At 70.3% G+C, this 20334-nt stretch carries 15 protein-coding genes; 8 read left to right on the forward strand and 7 right to left on the reverse strand.

Annotation, left to right across the window (positions count from 1 at the left end):
* Nucleotides 1-25: 25 nt before the first annotated feature.
* The 5 genes from AB8A24_RS11585 to AB8A24_RS11605 all read left to right on the forward strand — a co-directional run bounded on the left by AB8A24_RS11585 (nt 26) and on the right by AB8A24_RS11605 (nt 7189).
* Entirely contained in the window at nt 26-1138 is a 1113-nt protein-coding gene (locus AB8A24_RS11585) for a substrate-binding domain-containing protein (RefSeq protein ID WP_328961171.1), read from the forward strand.
* A 162-nt stretch (nt 1139-1300) separates the two neighbouring features.
* Nucleotides 1301-2089 (forward strand): ATP-binding cassette domain-containing protein, encoded by a 789-nt coding sequence (locus AB8A24_RS11590; RefSeq protein ID WP_030760712.1) that lies wholly within the window; start codon nt 1301-1303, stop codon nt 2087-2089.
* A 26-nt stretch (nt 2090-2115) separates the two neighbouring features.
* Nucleotides 2116-3405 (forward strand): sugar ABC transporter permease, encoded by a 1290-nt coding sequence (locus AB8A24_RS11595; protein ID WP_369475490.1) that lies wholly within the window; start codon nt 2116-2118, stop codon nt 3403-3405.
* 243 nt (nt 3406-3648) lie between these two features.
* A complete protein-coding gene (gene dxs / locus AB8A24_RS11600) occupies nt 3649-5565 on the forward strand; it encodes a 1-deoxy-D-xylulose-5-phosphate synthase (protein WP_033217683.1) in 1917 nt (638 codons plus the stop codon).
* Between the two features lie 124 nt (nt 5566-5689).
* On the forward strand, nt 5690-7189 hold the full coding sequence (locus AB8A24_RS11605; protein ID WP_328961169.1) for an amino acid permease: 1500 nt from the start codon (nt 5690-5692) through the stop codon (nt 7187-7189).
* 88 nt (nt 7190-7277) lie between these two features.
* On the opposite strand, the gene AB8A24_RS11610 is transcribed toward AB8A24_RS11605, so the two are convergent.
* From AB8A24_RS11610 to AB8A24_RS11620, 3 genes are all read right to left on the reverse strand, one after another.
* Nucleotides 7278-8315, reverse strand: coding sequence for an LCP family protein (locus AB8A24_RS11610; RefSeq protein WP_161291967.1), 1038 nt, complete (start codon nt 8313-8315; stop codon nt 7278-7280).
* Between the two features lie 91 nt (nt 8316-8406).
* Nucleotides 8407-10545, reverse strand: a complete 2139-nt coding sequence (locus AB8A24_RS11615; protein ID WP_328961168.1) for a 3-hydroxyacyl-CoA dehydrogenase NAD-binding domain-containing protein — start codon at nt 10543-10545, stop codon at nt 8407-8409.
* Complete coding sequence (locus AB8A24_RS11620; protein WP_328961167.1) at nt 10542-11768, reverse strand: acetyl-CoA C-acyltransferase; 1227 nt, start codon at nt 11766-11768, stop codon at nt 10542-10544. The genes AB8A24_RS11615 and AB8A24_RS11620 overlap by 4 nt, the downstream gene beginning before the upstream one ends.
* Nucleotides 11769-12094: 326 nt before the next feature.
* Between AB8A24_RS11620 and AB8A24_RS11625 the strand changes: the two genes are divergently transcribed.
* The gene (locus tag AB8A24_RS11625) at nt 12095-13267 is read left to right on the forward strand and encodes an alpha/beta fold hydrolase (protein ID WP_328961166.1); all 1173 of its coding nucleotides are present in this window, start codon (nt 12095-12097) and stop codon (nt 13265-13267) included.
* 52 nt (nt 13268-13319) lie between these two features.
* On the opposite strand, the gene AB8A24_RS11630 is transcribed toward AB8A24_RS11625, so the two are convergent.
* From AB8A24_RS11630 to AB8A24_RS11640, 3 genes are all read right to left on the reverse strand, one after another.
* On the reverse strand, nt 13320-14603 hold the full coding sequence (locus tag AB8A24_RS11630) for a ribonuclease D (protein WP_328961165.1): 1284 nt from the start codon (nt 14601-14603) through the stop codon (nt 13320-13322).
* Nucleotides 14604-14764: 161 nt separating this feature from the next.
* Nucleotides 14765-15427: a response regulator transcription factor gene (locus AB8A24_RS11635; protein ID WP_007267191.1), complete on the reverse strand. Its 663-nt coding sequence runs from the start codon at nt 15425-15427 to the stop codon at nt 14765-14767.
* Between the two features lie 273 nt (nt 15428-15700).
* The gene (locus tag AB8A24_RS11640) at nt 15701-16357 is read right to left on the reverse strand and encodes a DUF3000 domain-containing protein (RefSeq protein WP_030760688.1); all 657 of its coding nucleotides are present in this window, start codon (nt 16355-16357) and stop codon (nt 15701-15703) included.
* A 91-nt stretch (nt 16358-16448) separates the two neighbouring features.
* Here AB8A24_RS11640 and hemE point away from each other — a divergent pair, with 91 nt between their 5' ends.
* Together hemE and AB8A24_RS11650 are read left to right on the forward strand one after the other, a co-directional pair.
* Complete coding sequence (gene hemE / locus AB8A24_RS11645) at nt 16449-17513, forward strand: uroporphyrinogen decarboxylase (RefSeq protein WP_030719787.1); 1065 nt, start codon at nt 16449-16451, stop codon at nt 17511-17513.
* A gap of 88 nt (nt 17514-17601) precedes the next feature.
* Complete coding sequence (locus tag AB8A24_RS11650; RefSeq protein ID WP_328961164.1) at nt 17602-18792, forward strand: GDSL-type esterase/lipase family protein; 1191 nt, start codon at nt 17602-17604, stop codon at nt 18790-18792.
* A 157-nt stretch (nt 18793-18949) separates the two neighbouring features.
* On the opposite strand, the gene AB8A24_RS11655 is transcribed toward AB8A24_RS11650, so the two are convergent.
* Nucleotides 18950-20329 carry an FAD-dependent oxidoreductase gene (locus AB8A24_RS11655; protein WP_369475473.1) on the reverse strand — a complete coding sequence of 460 codons (1380 nt, stop codon included), beginning with the start codon at nt 20327-20329 and terminating at the stop codon, nt 18950-18952.
* Nucleotides 20330-20334 lie beyond the last annotated feature (5 nt).

Raw genomic sequence — 20334 nt, forward strand, 5'->3', positions numbered from 1 at the left:
CGGCCTCGTCAGGGAGGTTCAAGTAATGAACACGCGTATGCGCAGAGCCGCCGTAGCTGTCGCCGCTGGTGCCATGGCCGTTTCGCTCGCAGCTTGTGGCAGTGCCAAGGAGGCCGGCGACACGACGAAGGAGTCCTCCGGCGCTGCCAAGGGCGATGCGATCAAGGTCGGTCTGCTCCTGCCGGAGAACCAGACCGCGCGCTACGAGAAGTTCGACAAGCCGCTGATCGAGAAGAAGGTCGCCGAGCTCACCGGCGGCAAGGGCGAGGTCGTCTACGCCAACGCCAAGCAGGACGCGACCACGCAGAACTCCCAGGTCGACACGATGATCACCAACAAGGTGGACGTCCTGATCATCGACGCGGTGGACTCCAAGGCCATCGCCGGCTCGGTCAAGAAGGCCAAGGAGGCCGGTATCCCGGTCGTCTCCTACGACCGCCTGGCCGAGGGCCCGATCGACGCGTACACGTCCTTCGACAACGAAGAGGTCGGCAAGGTCCAGGGCAAGGCGCTCCTGGGGGCGCTGGGCGACAAGGCCAAGGACGGCCAGATCGTCATGATGAACGGTTCGGTCACCGACCCGAACGCCAAGCTCTTCAAGTCCGGTGCCCACTCCGAGCTCGACGGCAAGGTGAACGTCGGCAAGGAGTACGACACGGTCGAGTGGAAGCCGGAGAACGCCAACACCAACATGGCGGCCGCGCTCTCCGCGCTCGGCAAGGACAAGGTCATCGGCGTCTACTCCGCCAACGACGGCATGGCCGGCGGCATCATCACCGCCCTCAAGGCCGCCGGTGTCTCCCCCCTGCCGCCGGTCACCGGCCAGGACGCCGAGCTCGCCGGTGTGCAGCGCATCGTCGCGGGTGAGCAGTTCATGAGCGTCTACAAGCCGTACGCCCCCGAGGCCGAGGCCGCCGCGAAGATGGCCGTCGCCCTCGCCAAGGGCGGGAAGCCCGAAGGCACCACGTCCACGGTCGACAGCCCCACCACCAAGGGCGTTCCGTCCGTGCTGATCCCGGTCGTCTCGCTGACCAAGGGCAACATCAAGGACACCGTCGTCAAGGACGGCGTCTACTCGGTCGACGAGATCTGCACCGACAAGTACGCGGCGGCCTGCGCCGCCGCCGGCCTGAAGTAGCGGCCCCCGCCGTCTCCCCATGAGACGGCCCTCGTGCCTGACCGGCGCCCCTCCCACTCATCCCCGCCACCGGGCGGGGCGCCGGGCAGAAACGTTCCTCCCCCATTCGTCCCCGCTCCTGCTCTTTTGCACGACATCCCCGCCGGTCAGGCGGCGAAGGAGATGGTTCATGTGTCCGCTGCGCCCGTGCTGGCGTTGCGAGGGGTCTCGAAGCGGTTCGGCGCCGTTCAGGCCCTCACCGACGTAGAACTCGAGATCCACTCCGGTGAAGTGGTCGCCCTCGTCGGCGACAACGGTGCCGGAAAGTCCACGCTGGTCAAGACGATCGCCGGCGTGCACCCCATCGATGAAGGTGTCATCGAGTGGGAGGGGCGCCCGGTAGCCATCGGTAAGCCGCACGACGCCCAGAACCTGGGCATCGCGACGGTCTACCAGGACCTGGCGCTGTGCGACAACATCGACGTCGTCGGCAACCTCTTCCTCGGCCGGGAGCTCAAGAGCTTCGGCATCCTCGACGAGGTGGAGATGGAGCGGCGCGCCCGCGAGCTCCTGACCACCCTGTCCATCCGGATCCCCAGTGTCCGGATCCCGATCGCCTCGCTCTCCGGCGGTCAGCGCCAGACCGTGGCGATCGCCCGCTCCATGCTGGGCGAGCCCAAGCTCGTCATCCTCGACGAGCCCACCGCCGCCCTCGGTGTCGAGCAGACCGCACAGGTCCTCGACCTGGTGGAGCGGCTGCGCGAGCGCGGCCACGCCGTCATCCTCATCAGCCACAACATGGCCGATGTGAAGGCCGTCGCCGACAAGGTGGCGGTCCTGCGGCTGGGCCGCAACAACGGTGTCTTCAACGTCGCCGACACCTCGCAGGAAGAGATCATCTCCGCCATCACCGGTGCCACGGACAACGCCGTGACCCGCCGGGCGGCCCGCACCTCGGAGGCCGGCAAGTGAGCACCCAGAACCCTGCCACCGGTCCACTGGACAAGGGCCCCGTCGATCAGCATGACCACATCGACCCGGTCAACCCCGCGGCCGCGCACGACGCGATCCCGGCCGTGGACCCCCGCCTGCTCGTCCGGGAGGAGGGCCTCGCCGGGTACGTGGGCGAGTTCAAGCGGAAGCTGAAGGCGGGCGACCTGGGTTCCCTCCCGGTCGTCATCGGCCTGATCGTCATCTGGTCGATCTTCCAGGGGTTGAACTCGAACTTCCTCTCCCCGGAGAACCTGACCAACATCGCGATCACGATGACCGGCACCGGCATGATCGCCATCGGCATCATCTTCGTGCTGCTGCTCGGTGAGATCGACCTCTCGGTCGGCTCGGTCAGCGGTGTCTCGGGCGCGATCGTCGCCGTCATGGCCGTCACGCACGGCGTGAACGAATGGCTCGCCATCCTGGCGGCCATCGTGGGAGGTGCCCTGATCGGCTCCATCCACGGCTTCTTCTTCGCCAAGGTCGGCGCCCCGGCCTTCGCCGTCACCCTGTCGGGCCTGCTCTTCTGGCTCGGCGCGATGCTGCAGATCCTCGGCAGCAACGGCACGATCAACATCGACTCCGACGGCGTGGTCGGTCAGCTGACCACGTACTTCTTCTCGGACGTGGCCGTCGCCTACGGGCTGGCCGCGCTCGCGGTGGTCGGCTACTTCCTCGCCTCCTTCTTCGACGCGAGGCGCCGCGAGGCGGCCGGGATGCCCTCCCGCCCGCTCGCCGAGATCCTGCTGCGCACCGGCCTGCTCGCGCTGTGCACCTTCGGCCCCGCCGTGCTGTTCAACCAGTACAAGGGCCTGCCGCTCGCGGTGGTGCTCTTCCTGCTGGCCCTGGTCGTCACGGACTTCCTGCTGCGTCGCACGACCTTCGGGCGAAACGTTTTCGCACTGGGTGGCAGCGTCGAGGCCTCCCGCCGTGCGGGCATCGACGTCACCCGGATCCGGATCACGGTCTTCGCGATCTCCAGCACCTTCGCCGCCATCGGCGGCCTGTTCTGGGCCTCCAAGATCGCGGCGGCCAACCAGAGCGCCGGCGCCGGCGACCTGCTGATGAACGTGATCGCGGCGGCCGTCATCGGCGGCACCAGCCTCTTCGGCGGCCGGGGCCGGACCTGGAACGCCCTCCTCGGCGTCATGGTCATCGTCTCGATCCAGTACGGTCTGGCTCTGGAAGGCATCGCCACGCCGATCCAGTACATGATCACCGGCGCGGTGCTGCTGGCGACCGTGGTGATCGACTCGGTGACGCGCAAGACCCAGAAGACGGCCGGACGCGCCTGATCGCGCGTCCGACTCCCCGCCGGAGTGATGTCCGGCGGTAAGACCGGTCACAGTGCCCCGGGCATCCGTGCGTGCATGTACGGGGTACTCATGTACGGGTATACGCCCGTATGTGATGTGTGGCCGTCAGGTCGTGCGTACATGTATGACAAAGGTGTGACTCCCTCGGGACGGCCCGATGACCGTGGCCGGGGGCGGAACATTAGACTCGACAGACCAGCTAGCAACTGCAAGGAGGCACGGGTGCTGCTGACCCGCATCAAGGGACCGCGCGATCTGGACCGGCTCAGCCAGGAGGAGCTCGACCAGCTCGCGGCCGAGATCAGGTCCTTCCTCGTCGACGCCGTCTCCAAGACCGGCGGGCACCTCGGCCCCAACCTCGGGGTGGTCGAACTGACGATCGCCCTGCACCGGGTCTTCGACTCGCCCAAGGACAAGGTCCTCTTCGACACCGGCCACCAGGCCTACGTCCACAAGCTGCTCACGGGCCGCCAGGACTTCGCCGGCCTGCGTACCAAGAACGGTCTGTCCGGTTACCCCTCGCGCGCCGAGTCCGACCACGACGTGATCGAGAACTCGCACGCCTCCACCGTGCTCGGCTGGGCCGACGGCCTGGCCAAGGCCAACGAGGTGCTGGGCCGCGAGGACCACCACGTCGCCGCCGTCATCGGTGACGGCGCGCTGACCGGTGGCATGGCCTGGGAGGCGCTGAACAACATCGCCGCCGCCAAGGACCGCCCGCTGGTCATCGTGGTCAACGACAACGAGCGCTCGTACGGCCCCACCATCGGCGGCCTCGCGAACCACCTGGCCACCCTGCGCACCACGGACGGCTACGAGCGCTTCCTGGCCCGCGGCAAGGAGATCCTGGAGCGCACCCCGGTCGTGGGGAAGCCGCTCTTCGAGACCCTGCACGGCGCCAAGAAGGGCCTCAAGGACTTCATCGCCCCGCAGGGCATGTTCGAGGACCTCGGGCTCAAGTACATCGGGCCCATCGACGGCCACGACATCGAGGCCCTGGAGTCCGCCCTGCAGCGCGCCAAGCGCTTCAGCGGCCCGGTCATCGTGCACTGCCTCACCCAGAAGGGCCGCGGCTACACCCCGGCCCTGGAGCACGAGGCGGACCGCTTCCACGCGGTCGGCGTGATCCACCCGGACACCGGCCTGCCGGTGAAGACCGCCGCCGCCAGCTGGACCTCCGTCTTCGCCGACGAGATGGTCAAGCTCGGTCACGAGCGCGAGGACATCGTCGGCATCACCGCCGCCATGCTTCACCCGGTCGGCCTCAACAAGTTCGCCGAGGCCTTCCCGAACCGGATCTACGACGTGGGCATCGCCGAGCAGCACGGCGCCACCTCGGCGGCGGGCCTGGCCACCGGCGGGGTCCACCCGGTCTTCGCGGTGTACGCGACCTTCCTCAACCGCGCCTTCGACCAGGTCCTGATGGACGTGGCCCTGCACAAGTGCGGGGTCACCTTCGTCCTGGACCGCGCCGGTGTCACCGGCGACGACGGCGCCTCCCACAACGGCATGTGGGACATGTCCATCCTGCAGGTCGTACCCGGCCTGCGGCTCGCCGCGCCCCGCGACGCCGAGCAGCTGCGCGCCCAGCTCCGCGAGGCCGTCGAGGTCAAGGACGCCCCGACCGTCGTGCGCTACTCCAAGGGCGTCGTCGGCCCGGCCGTCCCGGCCGTCGGCCGGATCGGCGGCATGGACGTCCTGCGCGCCCCGGGCGCCGAGGTCACCCGTCCGGACGTACTGCTCGTCTCGGTCGGTGCGCTCGCCCCGATGTGCCTGGAGATCGCCGACCTGCTGGACAAGCAGGGCATCTCCACGACCGTGGTCGACCCCCGCTGGGTCAAGCCCGTGGACGAGGCCCTGGCCCCGCTCGCGGACCGGCACCGCGTGGTCGTCACCGTCGAGGACAACGGCCGTACCGGCGGTGTGGGCGCCGCCGTCTCGCAGGCCCTGCGGGACGCGGGTGTCGACGTACCGCTGCGCGACTTCGGTATCCCGCAGCGCTTCCTCGACCACGCCCTCCGCAAGGAGATCATGGCCGAGATCGGCCTGACCGCGCCGGACATCGCCCGGCAGGTCACCGGCCTGGTCGCCAAGCTGGACGGCCGCTACGACAGCGAGCCGGCCGCCGCCGTCGACTAGTCCGGAACTCGCCGCGCGCGCCGTTCGTAGATCGAGGCGCGGTTGCACGTCACGGGCCGGGAGATCACTCTTGAAGAGTGGGCCTCCCGGCCCGTTCGTGCGTCGTCACCTCTCGGAGGCGTCGGTGAGCAAGGATCTGAACAGCCCATTCCGTACCAAGACGGTGGAGCAGTCCATCCGCGACACGGAGGAGCCGGAACACGCGCTCCGGAAGTCGCTTTCCGCCTGGGACCTCACGGTCTTCGGTGTGGGCGTCATCATCGGCACCGGCATCTTCGTCCTCACGGGCATCGCCGCCCGGAACAACGCCGGTCCCGCCACCGCCCTGGCCTTCGTGGCCGCGGGCATCGTCTGCGCCCTCGCGGCGCTCTGCTACGCCGAGTTCGCGTCCACCGTCCCGGTGGCCGGATCGGCGTACACGTTCTCGTACGCCTCGATCGGTGAGCTGCCCGCCTGGATCATCGGCTGGGACCTGGTGCTGGAATTCGCACTCGGCACGGCGGTGGTCGCGGTCGGCTGGTCCGGGTACGTACGCCACCTCATGGACACCAACCTCGGCTGGACCCTGCCGACCTCCCTGTCCGGCCCCGACGCCGGCGGCCACTTCGACGTGCTGGCGTTCCTGCTGGTCCTGGCGCTGACCTGGATCCTGGTCGTCGGGACGAAGCTCTCGGCCCGCATCACCGCGGTCGTCGTCGCCATCAAGGTCACGGTCGTGCTGCTGGTCATCGTCGCGGGCCTGTTCTTCATCAAGGCCGACAACTACTCGCCGTTCATCCCGCCGGCCCAGCCACAGGCCGAGGGCGTCAGCGGCTGGCACTCGCCCCTGGTCCAGTTGCTCTTCGGCTACGAGCCCACGAACTTCGGCGTCATGGGCATCTTCACGGCGGCCTCGCTCATCTTCTTCGCCTTCATCGGCTTCGACGTGGTGGCGACGGCGGCCGAGGAGACCAAGAACCCCCAGCGGGACATGCCGCGCGGCATCCTCGGCTCGCTGCTGGTCTGCACGGTGCTCTACGTCGCCGTGACCCTGGTGGTCACCGGTATGCAGAAGTACTCGGAGATGTCCCCGACCGCGCCGCTCGCCGAAGCCTTCAAATCGGTGAACCAGCCGTTCTTCTCGGGCGCCATCAGCCTCGGCGCGGCCGTCGGTCTGATCACCGTGTGCATGATCCTGCTGCTCGGCCAGACCCGCGTGTTCTTCGCGATGAGCCGTGACGGACTGCTGCCGCGGGTCTTCTCCGTGACGCACCCGAAGTACCGCACCCCCTACCGGGCGACGATGCTGCTCGGCGGGATCATCGCGATCGTCGCGGGCTTCACCAGCCTGGAGACCCTCGCGGAACTGGTGAACATCGGCACGCTGTTCGCCTTCGTGGTGGTCGCGCTCGGCGTGATCGTCCTGCGCAAGACCCGCCCCGACCTGCACCGGTCCTTCCGGACCCCGTGGGTGCCCTTCGTCCCGATCGTGTCGATCGCGGCCTCGTTCTGGCTGATGCTCAACCTGCCGGCCGAGACCTGGCTGCGCTTCGGCATCTGGATGGCCATCGGCATCATCGTCTACTTCGCCTACGGCTACCGCAACAGCCGTCTGCACAAGGTCGGCCAGAACGCGGAGTTCTGAGCTCCGGCCGTACCCCGCACATGACACGGCGGGCCCGTACGGGAGTGATTCCCGTACGGGCCCGCCGCGTCGTACGACGGCCGGGGGCTCAGCCCTTGGCGGGGGAGTTCTTCGCCGAGGCCGGGACCTTCTGGTCGGTGCGCAGGGCTTCCCACAGCTGGGTCGCCTGCGGCTCGGCCACGATCACGCGGTTCGGGTCCACCTTGTCGTAGGCGACCGGGAGCATGATCGTCTCCATGGTGTCCGGGTCGACGCCCTTCATGCTCTGCGCGAAGTCGGACAGCGCGGTGAGCGAGGCGAGGTCGGAGTCGGTGGTCAGCGACTTGGTCCCGGCGTCCGCGAGCTTGTACAGCCGCGCCGGGTTGCCGAGGGCGTCCTGCTTCTTGATCTCGGACAGCATGGCCATCATGAACTGCTGCTGCAGGCCGATGCGGCCGAGGTCGCTGCCGTCGCCGTAGCCGTAGCGGGTACGGACGAACTTCAGCGAGTCGGTGCCGTTCAGCCGGTGCGAGCCGGCGTCCAGCTTGAGGCCGCCCTTGGCGCCGCTCATCGGCTTGTCCAGGGTGACGGTGACCCCGCCCAGCGCGTCCACCAGCCCCTTGAAGCCGGCGAAGTCGACCTCGACGAAGTGGTCCACGCGGACGCCGGACATCTGCTCCACCGTGTTGACCACACAGGCCGGGCCGGCGAGCGAGTAGACCGAGTTGAACATGACCCGCTTGGCGGACGGCAGGGTCTTGCCCTTGCCGTCCTTGCACTCGGGCCGGGTGATCAGGGTGTCGCGGGGGATGCTCACCGCGGTCGCCTTGGCCCGGCCCTCGGGTATGTGCACCAGCATCGCGGTGTCCGAGCGGGCACCGCTGACATCGCCGTGGTCGAGATCGGCATTGGCCCCGGCCCGCGAGTCGGAGCCGAGCACCAGGACGTTCTGGGCGTTCGCGACGACCTTCTTGGGCCGGTTGTCGCCGATCGCCTGGTCCAGGTCGACGCTGTCGATGTTGGAGTTCAGGTGACTGTAGGCCCACCAGCCGGCCCCGGCCGTGCCCAGGATCAGCACGGCGACCAGCAGCAGGGTGATCCGCAGAACGCGGCGGCGGCGCTTGGGCCGCGCGTGCTTTTCCGTCATGGGGGTGAATCTTAGACAGGTATTCGAACGGCTGTGGCCCGCCCCCCGGAAGGGGCGGGCCGAGCCGTGGAACAGCTCTCCGAGACCCGGACTAGGCCGGGATGCTCGCGAGGCCGGGGGCGAGGAACTTCTTGCCGTTCACGCGCTCCGAGACGCCTTCACGGTCCAGGTACGGCGTGATGCCGCCCAGGTGGAAGGGCCAGCCGGCGCCCGTGATGAGGCAGAGGTCGATGTCCTGGGCCTCGGCCACGACACCCTCCTCCAGCATCAGGCCGATCTCCTGCGCCACCGCGTCCAGGACGCGGTCGCGGACCTGCTCCTCCGTCAGGACGGAGTCGCCCTGCACCAGGAGCGCGGCGACCTCGGGGTCCAGCTCCGGCTTGAAGCCGTTCTCGGCGGAGTAGACGTAGAAGCCGCGCTTGCCGGCCTTGACGACCGCCGCCAGGTTCGGGGAGACGGTGAAACGCTCCGGGAAGGAGCGGTTCAGGGTCTCGGAGACGTGCAGACCGATCGCCGGGCCCACGAGCTCCAGGAGCACCAGCGGGGACATCGGCAGGCCGAGCGGCTCGATGGCCTTCTCCGCCGTGACGACCGGGGTGCCCTCGTCGATGACGTTCTGGATCTCGCCCATGAAGCGGGTCAGGATGCGGTTCACGACGAACGCCGGGGCGTCCTTGGTGAGGACCGCGGTCTTCTTCAGCTTCTTGGCGACACCGAAGGCCGTGGCCAGCGAGGCGTCGTCGGTCTGCTCACCGCGGACGATCTCCAGCAGCGGGAGGATCGCGACCGGGTTGAAGAAGTGGAAGCCGACCACGCGCTCCGGGTGCTGGAGCTTCGAGGCCATCTCCGACACCGACAGCGAGGAGGTGTTGGTGGCGAGGATCGCGTGCGCCGGGGCGACCGCCTCGACCTCCGCGAACACCTTCTGCTTGACGGACATCTCCTCGAACACGGCCTCGATGATGAAGTCCGCGTCCGCGAAGCCCTCGGCCTTGTCGAGCACACCCGTCACCAGGGCGGTCAGGCGGTTGGCCTTGTCCTGGTTGATGCGGCCCTTGCCGAGCAGCTTCTGGATCTCGGCGTGGACGTAGCCCACACCCTTGTCCACGCGCTCCTGGTCGATGTCGGTGAGGACCACCGGCACCTCCAGGCGGCGCAGGAACAGCAGCGCCAGCTGCGAGGCCATCAGGCCCGCGCCGACGACGCCGACCTTGGTGACCGGACGGGCCAGGGACTTGTCCGGGGCACCGGCCGGGCGCTTGGCGCGCTTCTGCACCAGGTTGAAGGCGTAGATGCCCGAGCGCAGCTCGCCGCCCATGATGAGGTCGGCCAGGGCCGTGTCCTCGGCGTCGAAGCCGGCCTGCAGGTCGCCCGACTTGGCGGCGGCGATGATGTCCAGCGCGCGGTAGGCGGCGGGAGCGGCGCCGTGCACCTTGGAGTCCGCGAAGAAGCGGCCCTTGGCGACGGCCGCGTCCCAGGCCTCACCGCGGTCGATCTCGTCGCGGACGACCTCGGTGGTGCCGTTCAGGACGTTCGCGGTCCACAGGAGCGACTGCTCCAGGAAGTCCGCGCCCTCGAACAGCGCGTCCGCGATGCCCAGGTCGAAGACCTGCTTGCCGCGCAGCTGCTTGTTCTGGTTGAGCGAGTTCTCGATGATGACCGAGACCGCGCGCTCGGCGCCGATCAGGTTCGGCAGGATGGCGCAGCCGCCCCAGCCGGGAACCAGGCCGAGGAAGACCTCGGGGAGCGAGAAGGCCGGGATGGCCTTCGAGACGGTGCGGTAGGTGCAGTGCAGACCGACCTCGACACCGCCGCCCATGGCCGCGCCGTTGTAGTACGCGAAGGTCGGGACCGCCAGCGCCGAGAGGCGCTTGAAGACGTCGTGGCCGCCCTTGCCGATGGCGAGCGCCTCGTCGTGCTTCTTCAGCAGCTCGACGCCCTTGAGGTCGGCGCCGACCGCGAAGATGAACGGCTTGCCGGTGATGCCGGCGCCGACGATGGAGCCCGCGAGGGCCTCCTGCTCGACCTGGTCGATCGCCGCGTTCAGGTTGGCGAGGGACTGCGGGCCGAAGGTGGTCGGCTTGGTGTGGTCGAAGCCGTTGTCCAGCGTGATGAGCGCGAAGCGCCCGGCGCCGAACGGCAGGTCCAGGTGGCGGACGTGCGCGGACGTGACGACCTCGTCCGGGAACAGCTCGGCCGCGCCCTTCAGGAGCTCAGCGGTGGTGCTCACTTGGAGTCTCCCTCGGCGTTGAAGTTCGGGTTCTCCCAGATGACCGTGGCGCCCATGCCGAAGCCGACGCACATGGTGGTCAGGCCGTAGCGGACGTGCGGCTGCTCCTCGAACTGACGGGCCAGCTGCGTCATCAGGCGCACGCCGGAGGAGGCGAGCGGGTGACCGAAGGCGATGGCGCCGCCGTACTGGTTCACGCGGGCGTCGTCGTCGGCGATGCCGTAGTGCTCCAGGAACGCGAGGACCTGGACCGCGAAGGCCTCGTTGACCTCGAAGAGACCGATGTCATCGATCGTCAGGCCGGCCTGGGCCAGGGCCTTCTCGGTGGCCGGGATCGGGCCGTAGCCCATGACCTCGGGCTCGACACCCGCGAAGGAGTACGAGACCAGGCGCATCTTGACCGGGAGGTTGTTCTCCCGGGCGAAGTCCTCGGACGCGATGATCGCGGCGGTGGCGCCGTCGTTGAGACCGGCGGCGTTGCCCGCGGTGACCCGGCCGTGCGTACGGAACGGGGTCTTCAGGCCGGCCAGGTTCTCCAGCGTGGTGCCCGGGCGCATCGGCTCGTCGGTGGTGACCAGGCCCCAGCCCGTCTCACCGACCGCCTCGTTGGTGTTGCGCACCGAGATCGGGACCAGGTCCTGCTGGATCTTGCCGTCGGCGTACGCCTTGGCGGCCTTCTCCTGCGAGCGCACGGCGTACTCGTCGGCGCGGAGCTTGGTGATCGTCGGGTACCGGTCGTGCAGGTTCTCGGCGGTCATGCCCATGAACAGGGCGGACTCGTCGACCAGCTTCTCGGAGACGAAGCGCGGGTTCGGGTCCACGCCCTCACCCATGGGGTGACGGCCCATGTGCTCGACACCGCCGGCGAGGGCGACGTCGTAGGCACCGAAGGCAACACCGCCCGCGACGGCGGTCACGGCGGTCAGCGCGCCGGCGCACATGCGGTCGATGGAGTAGCCCGGGACGGACTGCGGGAGGCCCGCGAGAATGCCGGCGGTACGGCCCAGCGTCAGGCCCTGGTCACCGATCTGCGTGGTCGCGGCGATGGCGACCTCGTCGATCTTCTTGGGGTCCAGGTCCGGGTTGCGGCGCAGCAGCTCCCGGATCGCCTTCACGACGAGGTCGTCGGCGCGGGTCTCGTGGTAGATGCCCTTCGGGCCCGCCTTGCCGAACGGGGTGCGGACGCCGTCGACGAAGACGACGTCCCTGACGGTACGAGGCACGTTGGCTCTCCTCCAGGTGCGGGTGTGCACTGCTGCGCGTGGGGACGTTCGGCATACGTTGCTGAGCGCCCGCTCACCCGACCCATGCTACTTGCGGGTAACCAATGTGCACACCCCCTCCCGGAGGAGCGGCGAAGGTCACACTCCGCACCCCGCGCGCGCCCCCTCCTCGCGCCCGTCCGATCGGAGCGCCCCGAGTTACCCGAACGGGTCGGACACCCGGTCAGGGCGGCCCTGTCGATGGCATCGGCGCACGCGCCTGCTGATTCTGGCCGGGTGCGGGGCGCCCGTCCCGGACCCGGCCGACCTGAACGGAGACCCCCGCCATGCTGATCAAGGCGGTCGACCACGAGGTCAAGCACGCCTCCATCCTCCCCGTGAACGAGGGCGAGGTGATCAAACTCTTCGTCCGGGAGCGCGACGGCACGAAGAATCCCACCAAGCGCACGGCCGTCCTGATGCTGCACGGCCGCAGCGTCCCCGTGCTGCCCGGCGCGGACCTGGGCACCGGCGAGTACAACTGGATGCAGTTCCTTGCCAAGGCGGGCTTCGACGTCTTCGCCATGGACCTCCAGGGCCACGGCCGCTCACCGCGCCCGACGGTCATGAACGAGCCTTGCAACACCACTGCCACCCAGCAGACGAAGCTCCTGCTCGACGGTCACCCGCTGACGGCCCCCTGCACCCCCTCGTACGCCAAGCACCTCGGCGACTCCGCGAGCGACTGGGCCGAGGTCCACAGCGTCGTCGAATACATCAAGGCCGAGCGCGGTGTGGAGAAGGTCGCCCTCTTCGGCTGGTCCGCCGCCGCGGTGGCGCTGGGCCCGTACGCCATCCAGTACCCGGACAACGTGTCCAGCCTGTTCCTGCTAGCCCCCGTCTTCCGGCCGGACGGACCCGCGAGCAAGCCCGGCACCAAGTGGGAGCGGCCGGACGCGCTGCCCCCTCCGGCCTCCCTGTGGACCTTCCCGATGAACATCGCCGGCCGGGACGGTTTCGGAGATGCCTGGGACAAGGAACTCGGCTGCGGCGACGAGCAGCGCGAGGAGGGCATGGTCGACACCGTGTGGGCGGCGATCATGGAGAGTGACGTGGTGGGCCGCAACTGGGGGCCACCGGTGTCCGGCGTGCCCTCGGGCGTTCTGCGCTTCCGCAACGCCTTCTGGTGGGGCTGGAACAAGGCCGGCGCCAAGGTGGACAACATCCTCGGCCACAAGGTGCCGGTGCTCATCGTCGTCGGCGAGCACGACAAGACGGTGAACAGCGTTCCGGGCACCGTTCCCTTCCTCTCGGTCACCGAGCTCTACAAGGCCATCCCGGGTGCGAAGAAGATGCACTTCGAGGTCGCCTGCGCCGGCCACCAGATCCCCTGGGAGCGGGTGGTCAAGCACGTCCACCACCTGTCCCGGAAGTGGCTCAAGCACACCGAGATCGACGGCCACACGAAGGGGACCTTCTACATGGACACGGACGGCGACTACACCGAGAAACCGCTCTGATCCGACTGTGCCCCGGTCCGGGCGTCACGGACCGGGGCACGGCGGCGACCTGCTATGCGGTGGCCGACAGGGCCGTGACCAGGACCGGGGTCACCAGTTCGATCTGCCAGGGTCGGGCACCGTAGCCCGCGAGGACTTCCGCCACCGCGTCCGCGTGCAGCCGCTGCGGGGGCTCCCAGCACAGCCGGCGGACGGTGTCCGGGGTGATCAGGTTCTCCTGCGGCAGGTTCAGCGCCTCCGCCAGCGCCGAGACGGCCGCACGGGCCGCCGAGAGCCGGGCAGCGGCCGCCGGGTCCTTGTCCACCCAGGAGCGCGGCGGCGGGGGGCCGGCCGGGGTCGCCCCGGGCTGCGGCAGCTCGTTCTCGGGCAGGGCTTTCGCCCGGTCCACGGCGGCCATCCACTGGTCCAGCTGCCGCCGGCCCATCCGCTGCCCGTAGCCGGGCAGGGCGGACAGGGTGTGCACGTTGGCCGGCAGGGCCAGCGCGGCCTCGACGATCGCGGCGTCGCCCAGCACCTTGCCCGGCGAGACGTCACGCCGCTGGGCGATCCGGTCGCGGGACTCCCACAGCTCCCGTACGACCGCCATCTGCCGGCGTCGGCGCACCTTGTGCATGCCGGACGTACGGCGCCACGGGTCCTTGCGCGGCGGGGCGGGCGGGGCGGAGGCGATGGCGTCGAACTCCTGGCGGGCCCATTCCAGCTTGCCCTGCCGGTCCAGTTCCTTCTCCAGCGCGTCCCGCAGGTCCACCAGCAGCTCCACGTCCAGGGCGGCGTAGCGCAGCCACGGCTCGGGGAGCGGGCGGGTGGACCAGTCGACGGCGGAGTGGCCCTTCTCCAGCGCGTAGCCGAGCACGCTCTCGACCATCGCGCCGAGTCCGACCCGGGGGAAGCCGGCGAGGCGGCCGGCCAGCTCGGTGTCGAACAGCGAGGTGGGCACCATGCCTATTTCGCGCAGGCAGGGCAGGTCCTGGGTGGCGGCGTGCAGGATCCATTCGGTGCCGGACAGGGCTTCGCCCAGTGCGGACAGGTCGGGGCAGCCCACCGGGTCGATCAGCGCGGACCCCGCACCCTCACGGCGCAGCTGCACCAGGTAGGCGCGCTGGCCGTAGCGGTACCCGGAGGCCCGTTCGGCGTCGACGGCGACGGGGCCGGTGCCCGCGGCGAAGGCCGCGACCACTTCGGCGAGGGCGTCCGCGTCGGCGACCACCGGAGGAATCCCCTCACGGGGCTCCAACAAGGGAGTCGGCAGCCCACCGGGCGGAACAACGACGTCGTCCGAGGGGCCGCCCCCGGTGGTGGTGCGCAGGTCTGCTGCGGGATCTTGGGCGTCGGTCACCGGTCAAGGGTATCCGTGTATACGACGCGCCCGTCGCCGGAACGTTCCGTCGACGGGCGCGGGCGGTATGCGGGGCGTTTTCCCGGGGTATTCCGGGGGTCTCCCGGCAGGTTCCCCGGCGGCGGCTCCCGGGATGGATATCCGGGGGCTCCGGCCGGCGGTCAGTGGATGATCCCGGTACGCAGCGCCACGGCGACCATGCCGGCGCGGTCACCGGTGCCCAGCTTGCGGGCGATCCGGGCGAGGTGGGACTTGACGGTCAGGGCGGACAGGCCCATCGAGACGCCGATGGCCTTGTTGGACTGGCCCTCCGCGACGAGGCGCAGGACCTCGACCTCGCGGCCGGAGAGCTCTCGGTAGCCGCCCGGGTGGCTCGGGGCACCCGGGGGGCGGCGGTGCATACGGGCGGCGGCAGCGCCGATGGGGGCGGCGCCGGGCCGGGTGGGGAGCCCGATGTTGGTCCGCGTACCGGTGACGACGTAGCCCTTGACGCCGCCCGCGAGGGCGTTGCGCACGGCGCCGATGTCGTCGGCGGCGGACAGGGCCAGGCCGTTGGGCCAGCCGGCGGCCCGGGTCTCGGAGAGCAGGGTGAGACCGGAGCCGTCGGGCAGGTGTACGTCGGCCACGCAGATGTCGCGCGGGCTGCCGACGCGGGGGCGGGCCTCCGCGATGGACGACGCCTCGATCACGTCACGTACTCCGAGGGCCCACAGATGGCGGGTCACGGTGGAGCGGACGCGCGGGTCGGCCACGACGACCATGGCCGTCGGCTTGTTCGGGCGGTAGGCGACCAGGCTTGCGGGCTGCTCGAGAAGAACGGACACCTAGGCCTCCTGGGGGAGTGGCGGGACGGCCGGCTCGGGGAAGGAAGCCGGTGCGAACCGTGCGGATGGTCACCCACTCCTTCGGCACGTCACCCGCCCGGCTTTAGGGAATGATCACGATTTGGTGAGTAACAATTCGGGCAATTCGGACGCACGATCGATCATCGGTTGATCAGAAGCCCGCAAGGGACGCCGTCTTTCGACCGTCCGACCCGTTCTTCGATCAGTCGTTCTGCGTCGCACGCCGAACCCGGCGGCCGTCCGGCCCCACGGCTACGGGTGGTGCGGACCGCGACGCTGTGGCAGGGAGACCACACCCGTCGCCGTGTCCGTCGGACCCACCGGCGGCAGCCCCGCGACCTGGCACAGCAGTTCGCACCACGCCGACAGGTGCGCCGAGGTGTCCGGCACCCCGCCCACACCCTCGCGCGGCGTCCACGAGGCCCTGATCTCGATCTGCGTGGCCGGCCGCCGCTCCGCGAGCCCGCCGAAGTAGTGCGAGCCCGCCATGGTCACGGTGCCGCTCGCCTCCCCGTACGCCAGCCCGCGCGCCTCCAGCGCCCCCGTCAGCCAGGACCAGCACACCTCGGGCAGCAGCGGGTCCGCAGCCATCTCCGGCTCCAGCTCCGCGCGCACCAGCGTCACCAGCCGGAACGTCCCCTGCCAGGCGTCGTGCCCGGACGGATCGTGCAGCAGGATGAGCCGACCGTCGGCCAGGTCCTCCTCGCCGTCCACCACCGCGGCCTCCAGGGCGTAGGCGTGCGGCGCCAGTCTCTGCGGCGGTTTCGTGGGGTCGATCTCGATCCCCGGACGCAGCCGGGCCTTCTTCAAGCCGTCGACCGCCCGCCGGAACGGGAGCGGGACGGAGCTCTCCTTCGCGCTGTCCATACCCTCGGCGCCATCTGAAAATCGTCCCTGAGCCGCAGCCATGCGGGGAAGACTAGGCGGAACGAGCGCCCGTGCGGCGCAGGGACACCCTCGCCGGGTCGGACACTTCTTCATACGTGCGAAGATTTGGGTCGTGAGCGCCAACACCCGCCCCACGGGCCAGCCGAGTCAGACGTACGATTCCGCCTTCCTGAAGGCGTGCCGGCGGGAGCCGGTGCCGCACACCCCGGTGTGGTTCATGCGGCAGGCGGGACGCTCACTCCCGGAGTACCGCAAGCTGCGCGAGGGCACGCAGATGCTGGAGTCCTGCATGCGGCCCGACCTGGTCACCGAGATCACGCTGCAGCCGGTGCGCCGCCACAAGGTGGACGCGGCGATCTTCTTCTCCGACATCGTGGTCCCGCTGAAGGCCATCGGCGTCGACCTGGACATCAAGCCGGGCATCGGCCCGGTCGTCGCCCAGCCGATCCGCCGCCGCGAGGACCTCGCACAACTGCGCGACCTCACCCCGGAGGACGTCTCGTACGTCACCGAGGCCATCGGCATGCTCACGGGTGAACTGGGCGCCACGCCGTTGATCGGATTCGCGGGCGCGCCTTTCACCCTCGCGAGCTACCTGGTCGAGGGCGGCCCCTCCAAGAACCACGAGCACACCAAGGCCCTCATGTACGGGGACCCGCAGCTGTGGGCCGACCTCCTGGACCGCCTCGCGGAGATCACCTCCGCCTTCCTGAAGGTCCAGATCGAGGCCGGCGCCTCCGCGATCCAGCTCTTCGACTCCTGGGTCGGCGCACTCGCCCCGGCGGACTACCGCCGCTCGGTGATGCCCGCGTCCGCCAAGGTCCTGGAGTCCGTCGCCTCCTACGGAGTGCCGCGGATCCACTTCGGCGTGGGCACGGGCGAGCTCCTCGGCCTCATGGGCGAGGCCGGCGCGGACGTCATGGGCGTCGACTACCGGGTCTCGCTCGACGAGGCCGTGCGCCGGGTCGGCCCCGGCAAGGCGCTCCAGGGCAACCTGGACCCGGCCGTGCTCTTCTCCACCCCCGAGGCCGTCGAGGCCAAGACGGACGAGGTCCTCGCGGCCGCCGCCGGCCTGGAGGGCCACGTCTTCAACCTGGGCCACGGCGTCCTCCCGACGACCGACCCCGACGCGCTGACCCGCCTGGTGGACTACGTCCACACCCGCACCGCGCGTTGAACCCGCACCCCGCCGCATCATGACCGGGCGCACGGCGCCGTCCGGTAATGATGTGGCGGACGCGGGGGCGGGTCGGCAGGGTGTGTGCATGAGCCACGAATTCGACCTGATCGCCACGCCCATCACCCCGGACCTGCTGCGCGGCGCCCTGGACCTGGAGCGCACCGAGCACGGGCTGCTGCCGCACCGGCTGCCCGCGCGAGCCCGCGCCCAGTGCGCCGACGGCGATCTGGCCACGGTCGAGACCCAACCCGCCGGGGTACGGCTGGTGTTCCGCACCCGGGCCACCGTCATCGAACTGGACACGCTCCGCACGAAGATGGCCTACGACGGCGCACCGCCCCGTCCCGACGGCCTGTACGACCTGCTGATCGACGGCCTGCCGGCCGGGCAGGACCATGTCGGCGGCGGCAACGTCCTCCAGGTGGACATGGCCACCGGCGCCACCGAGACCCGGCCCGGCCCGCCCGGGACCGTACGGTTCTCAGGCCTTCCGAACCGTGCCAAGGACGTCGAGATCTGGCTGCCGCACAACGAGATCACCCAGCTGGTCGCCCTGCGCACCGACGCCCCCGTCGAGCCGCCGTCGGACACGGGCCGCCGCCGGTGGCTGCACCACGGAAGTTCGATCAGCCACGGCTCCGACGCCGCGAGCCCCAGCACCACCTGGCCCGCGCTGGCCGCCGGCCTCGGCGGGGTGGAACTGACCAACCTGGGCCTGAGCGGCAACGCGCTGCTCGACCCGTTCACCGCCCGGGTCCTGCGCGACACCCCGGCGGACCTGATCAGCGTCAAGATCGGCATCAACCTCGTCAACCGCGACCTGATGCGGCTGCGGGCCTTCGGCCCCGCCGTGCACGGGTTCCTCGACACCGTGCGCGAGGGCCACCCCAGCACCCCGCTCCTGGTCCTCTCGCCGATCCTGTGTCCCATCCACGAGGACACCCCCGGCCCCAGCGCGCCGGACTTCGGCGAGCTCGCCGAGGGGCGGCTGCGGTTCCGAGCCGCGGGCGACCCCGCCGAACGGGCCTTCGGCAAGCTGACCCTGGGCGTCATCCGCGAGGAGCTGGCCCGGATCGTGCGCCTGCGCGCCGCCGACGACCCGAACCTGCACCTCCTCGACGGCCGCGCCCTCTACGGCGAGCGGGACACGGCCGAGCTGCCGCTGTCCGACGCCCTCCACCCGGACGCGGCCACGCACCGTCGGATGGGCGAACGCTTCGCGGCCCTCGCCTTCGCCGCGGACGGCCCGTTCGCGGCGAAGGCAACGGATTCCTAGTGCTGTGGCCGGGAAGGTTTGCCGGGTCGCGGTGTCCGGTGCGGTGCATCGCAAGGCGGAGGGCCGCGGGACGTACCGGACGTACTTCCGTGGTCCGACAACGCGGCGAGGTGCCGTACCGGGCGCCGTGACCCGGTGGACGTTTCCGGTCACAGCACTAGACGGCCGCGCGGACCGCGGCGACCGCCTTGCGGGCCGCCACCAGGATCGGGTCCCAGACCGGGGAGAACGGTGGCGCGTAGCCCAGGTCCAGGGACACCATCGCGTCCACCGTCATGCCCGCCGTGAGGGCGACCGCCGCGATGTCCACCCGCTTCGCGGCACCCGCGCCGCCGACGATCTGGACCCCGAGGAGGCGGCCCGTGCGGCGTTCCGCCAGCATCTTCACCGTCATCTCCGCCGCGCCCGGGTAGTAGCCCGCGGTGTTGGTGGAGGTGATGGTGGCCGTCACGAAGCGCAGGCCCGCCTCCAGCGCGTCCCGCTCGCGCAGCCCCGTACGGGCGATCTCCAGGTCGCAGACCTTGCTGACCGCCGTCCCGACCACCCCGGGGAAGGTCGCGTAGCCGCCGCCCACGCCCGAGCCGATGACCTGACCGTGCTTGTTGGCGTGCGTGCCCAGCGGGATGTGCCGGGTGCGGCCCGCGACCAGGTCCAGGACCTCCACGCAGTCGCCGCCCGCCCAGATGTTCTGGTGGCCCCGGACCCGCATCGAGAGGTCCGTGAGCAGGCCCCCCGAAGGGCCGAGGGGGAGGCCGGCCGCGCGGGCGAGCGCCGTACGGGGCTCCACGCCGATGCCGAGCACGACCACGTCCGCCTCGTACTCCTCGCCCGCCGACGTGGCCACCGCGCGGGCCCGGCCCTCCTCGTCGGTGAGGATCTTCGTCACCTCGGCGCGGGAGACCGTACGGATCCCCATCCGGTTCATCGCGCTGTGCACCAGGCCGCCCATGTCCGGGTCCAGCGTGGCCATCGGCTGCTCGCCCCGGTGCAGGACGGTGACCTCGTACCCCCGCGCGACCAGGGCCTCCGCCATCTCCACGCCGATGTAGCCCGCGCCGACCACGACCGCCCGGCGGCCTTCCACGCGCCGCAGGGTGTCCATCAGGCGCTGGCCGTCGTCCAGGCTCTGGATGCCGTGGACCCCGTGCGCGCCGATGCCGGGGAGTCGGGGGCGGACCGGGCGGGCGCCCGTCGCCAGGACCAGCTTGTCGTATTCCGTCCAGGATTCGGAACCGGTGTCCAGATCGCGGGCGCGGACCCGGGCCCCGGGGAGGTCGAGCTCCACGACCTCCGTGCGCGTGCGCAGATCGATGTCCCGGGCCCGGTGCTCCTCGGGGGTACGGGCGATCAGGTCGTCGCGTTCGGCGACCTGACCGCCGACCCAGTACGGGATCCCGCACGCCGAGTAGGAAGTGAAGTGCCCGCGCTCGAAGGCCACGATCGCCAGCTCCGCCGGGCCCTTCAGCCTGCGGGCCTGTGACGCGGCGGACATCCCTGCCGCGTCACCGCCCACCACCACCAGTCGTTCCGTCGCCATCGTCC

It is taken from the genome of Streptomyces sp. BF23-19, assembly GCF_041106355.1.
Lineage (GTDB): Bacteria > Actinomycetota > Actinomycetes > Streptomycetales > Streptomycetaceae > Streptomyces > Streptomyces virginiae_A.

Coding starts and splice junctions, on each gene's coding strand:
- AB8A24_RS11590 (WP_030760712.1), top strand. CDS start 1,301: ATGGTTCATGTGTCCGCTGCGCCCGTGCTGGCGTTGCGAGGGGTCTCG.
- AB8A24_RS11585 (WP_328961171.1), top strand. CDS start 26: ATGAACACGCGTATGCGCAGAGCCGCCGTAGCTGTCGCCGCTGGTGCC.
- AB8A24_RS11625 (WP_328961166.1), top strand. CDS start 12,095: ATGCTGATCAAGGCGGTCGACCACGAGGTCAAGCACGCCTCCATCCTC.
- AB8A24_RS11640 (WP_030760688.1), bottom strand. CDS start 16,357: ATGGCTGCGGCTCAGGGACGATTTTCAGATGGCGCCGAGGGTATGGAC.
- AB8A24_RS11610 (WP_161291967.1), bottom strand. CDS start 8,315: ATGACGGAAAAGCACGCGCGGCCCAAGCGCCGCCGCCGCGTTCTGCGG.
- AB8A24_RS11650 (WP_328961164.1), top strand. CDS start 17,602: ATGAGCCACGAATTCGACCTGATCGCCACGCCCATCACCCCGGACCTG.
- AB8A24_RS11655 (WP_369475473.1), bottom strand. CDS start 20,329: ATGGCGACGGAACGACTGGTGGTGGTGGGCGGTGACGCGGCAGGGATG.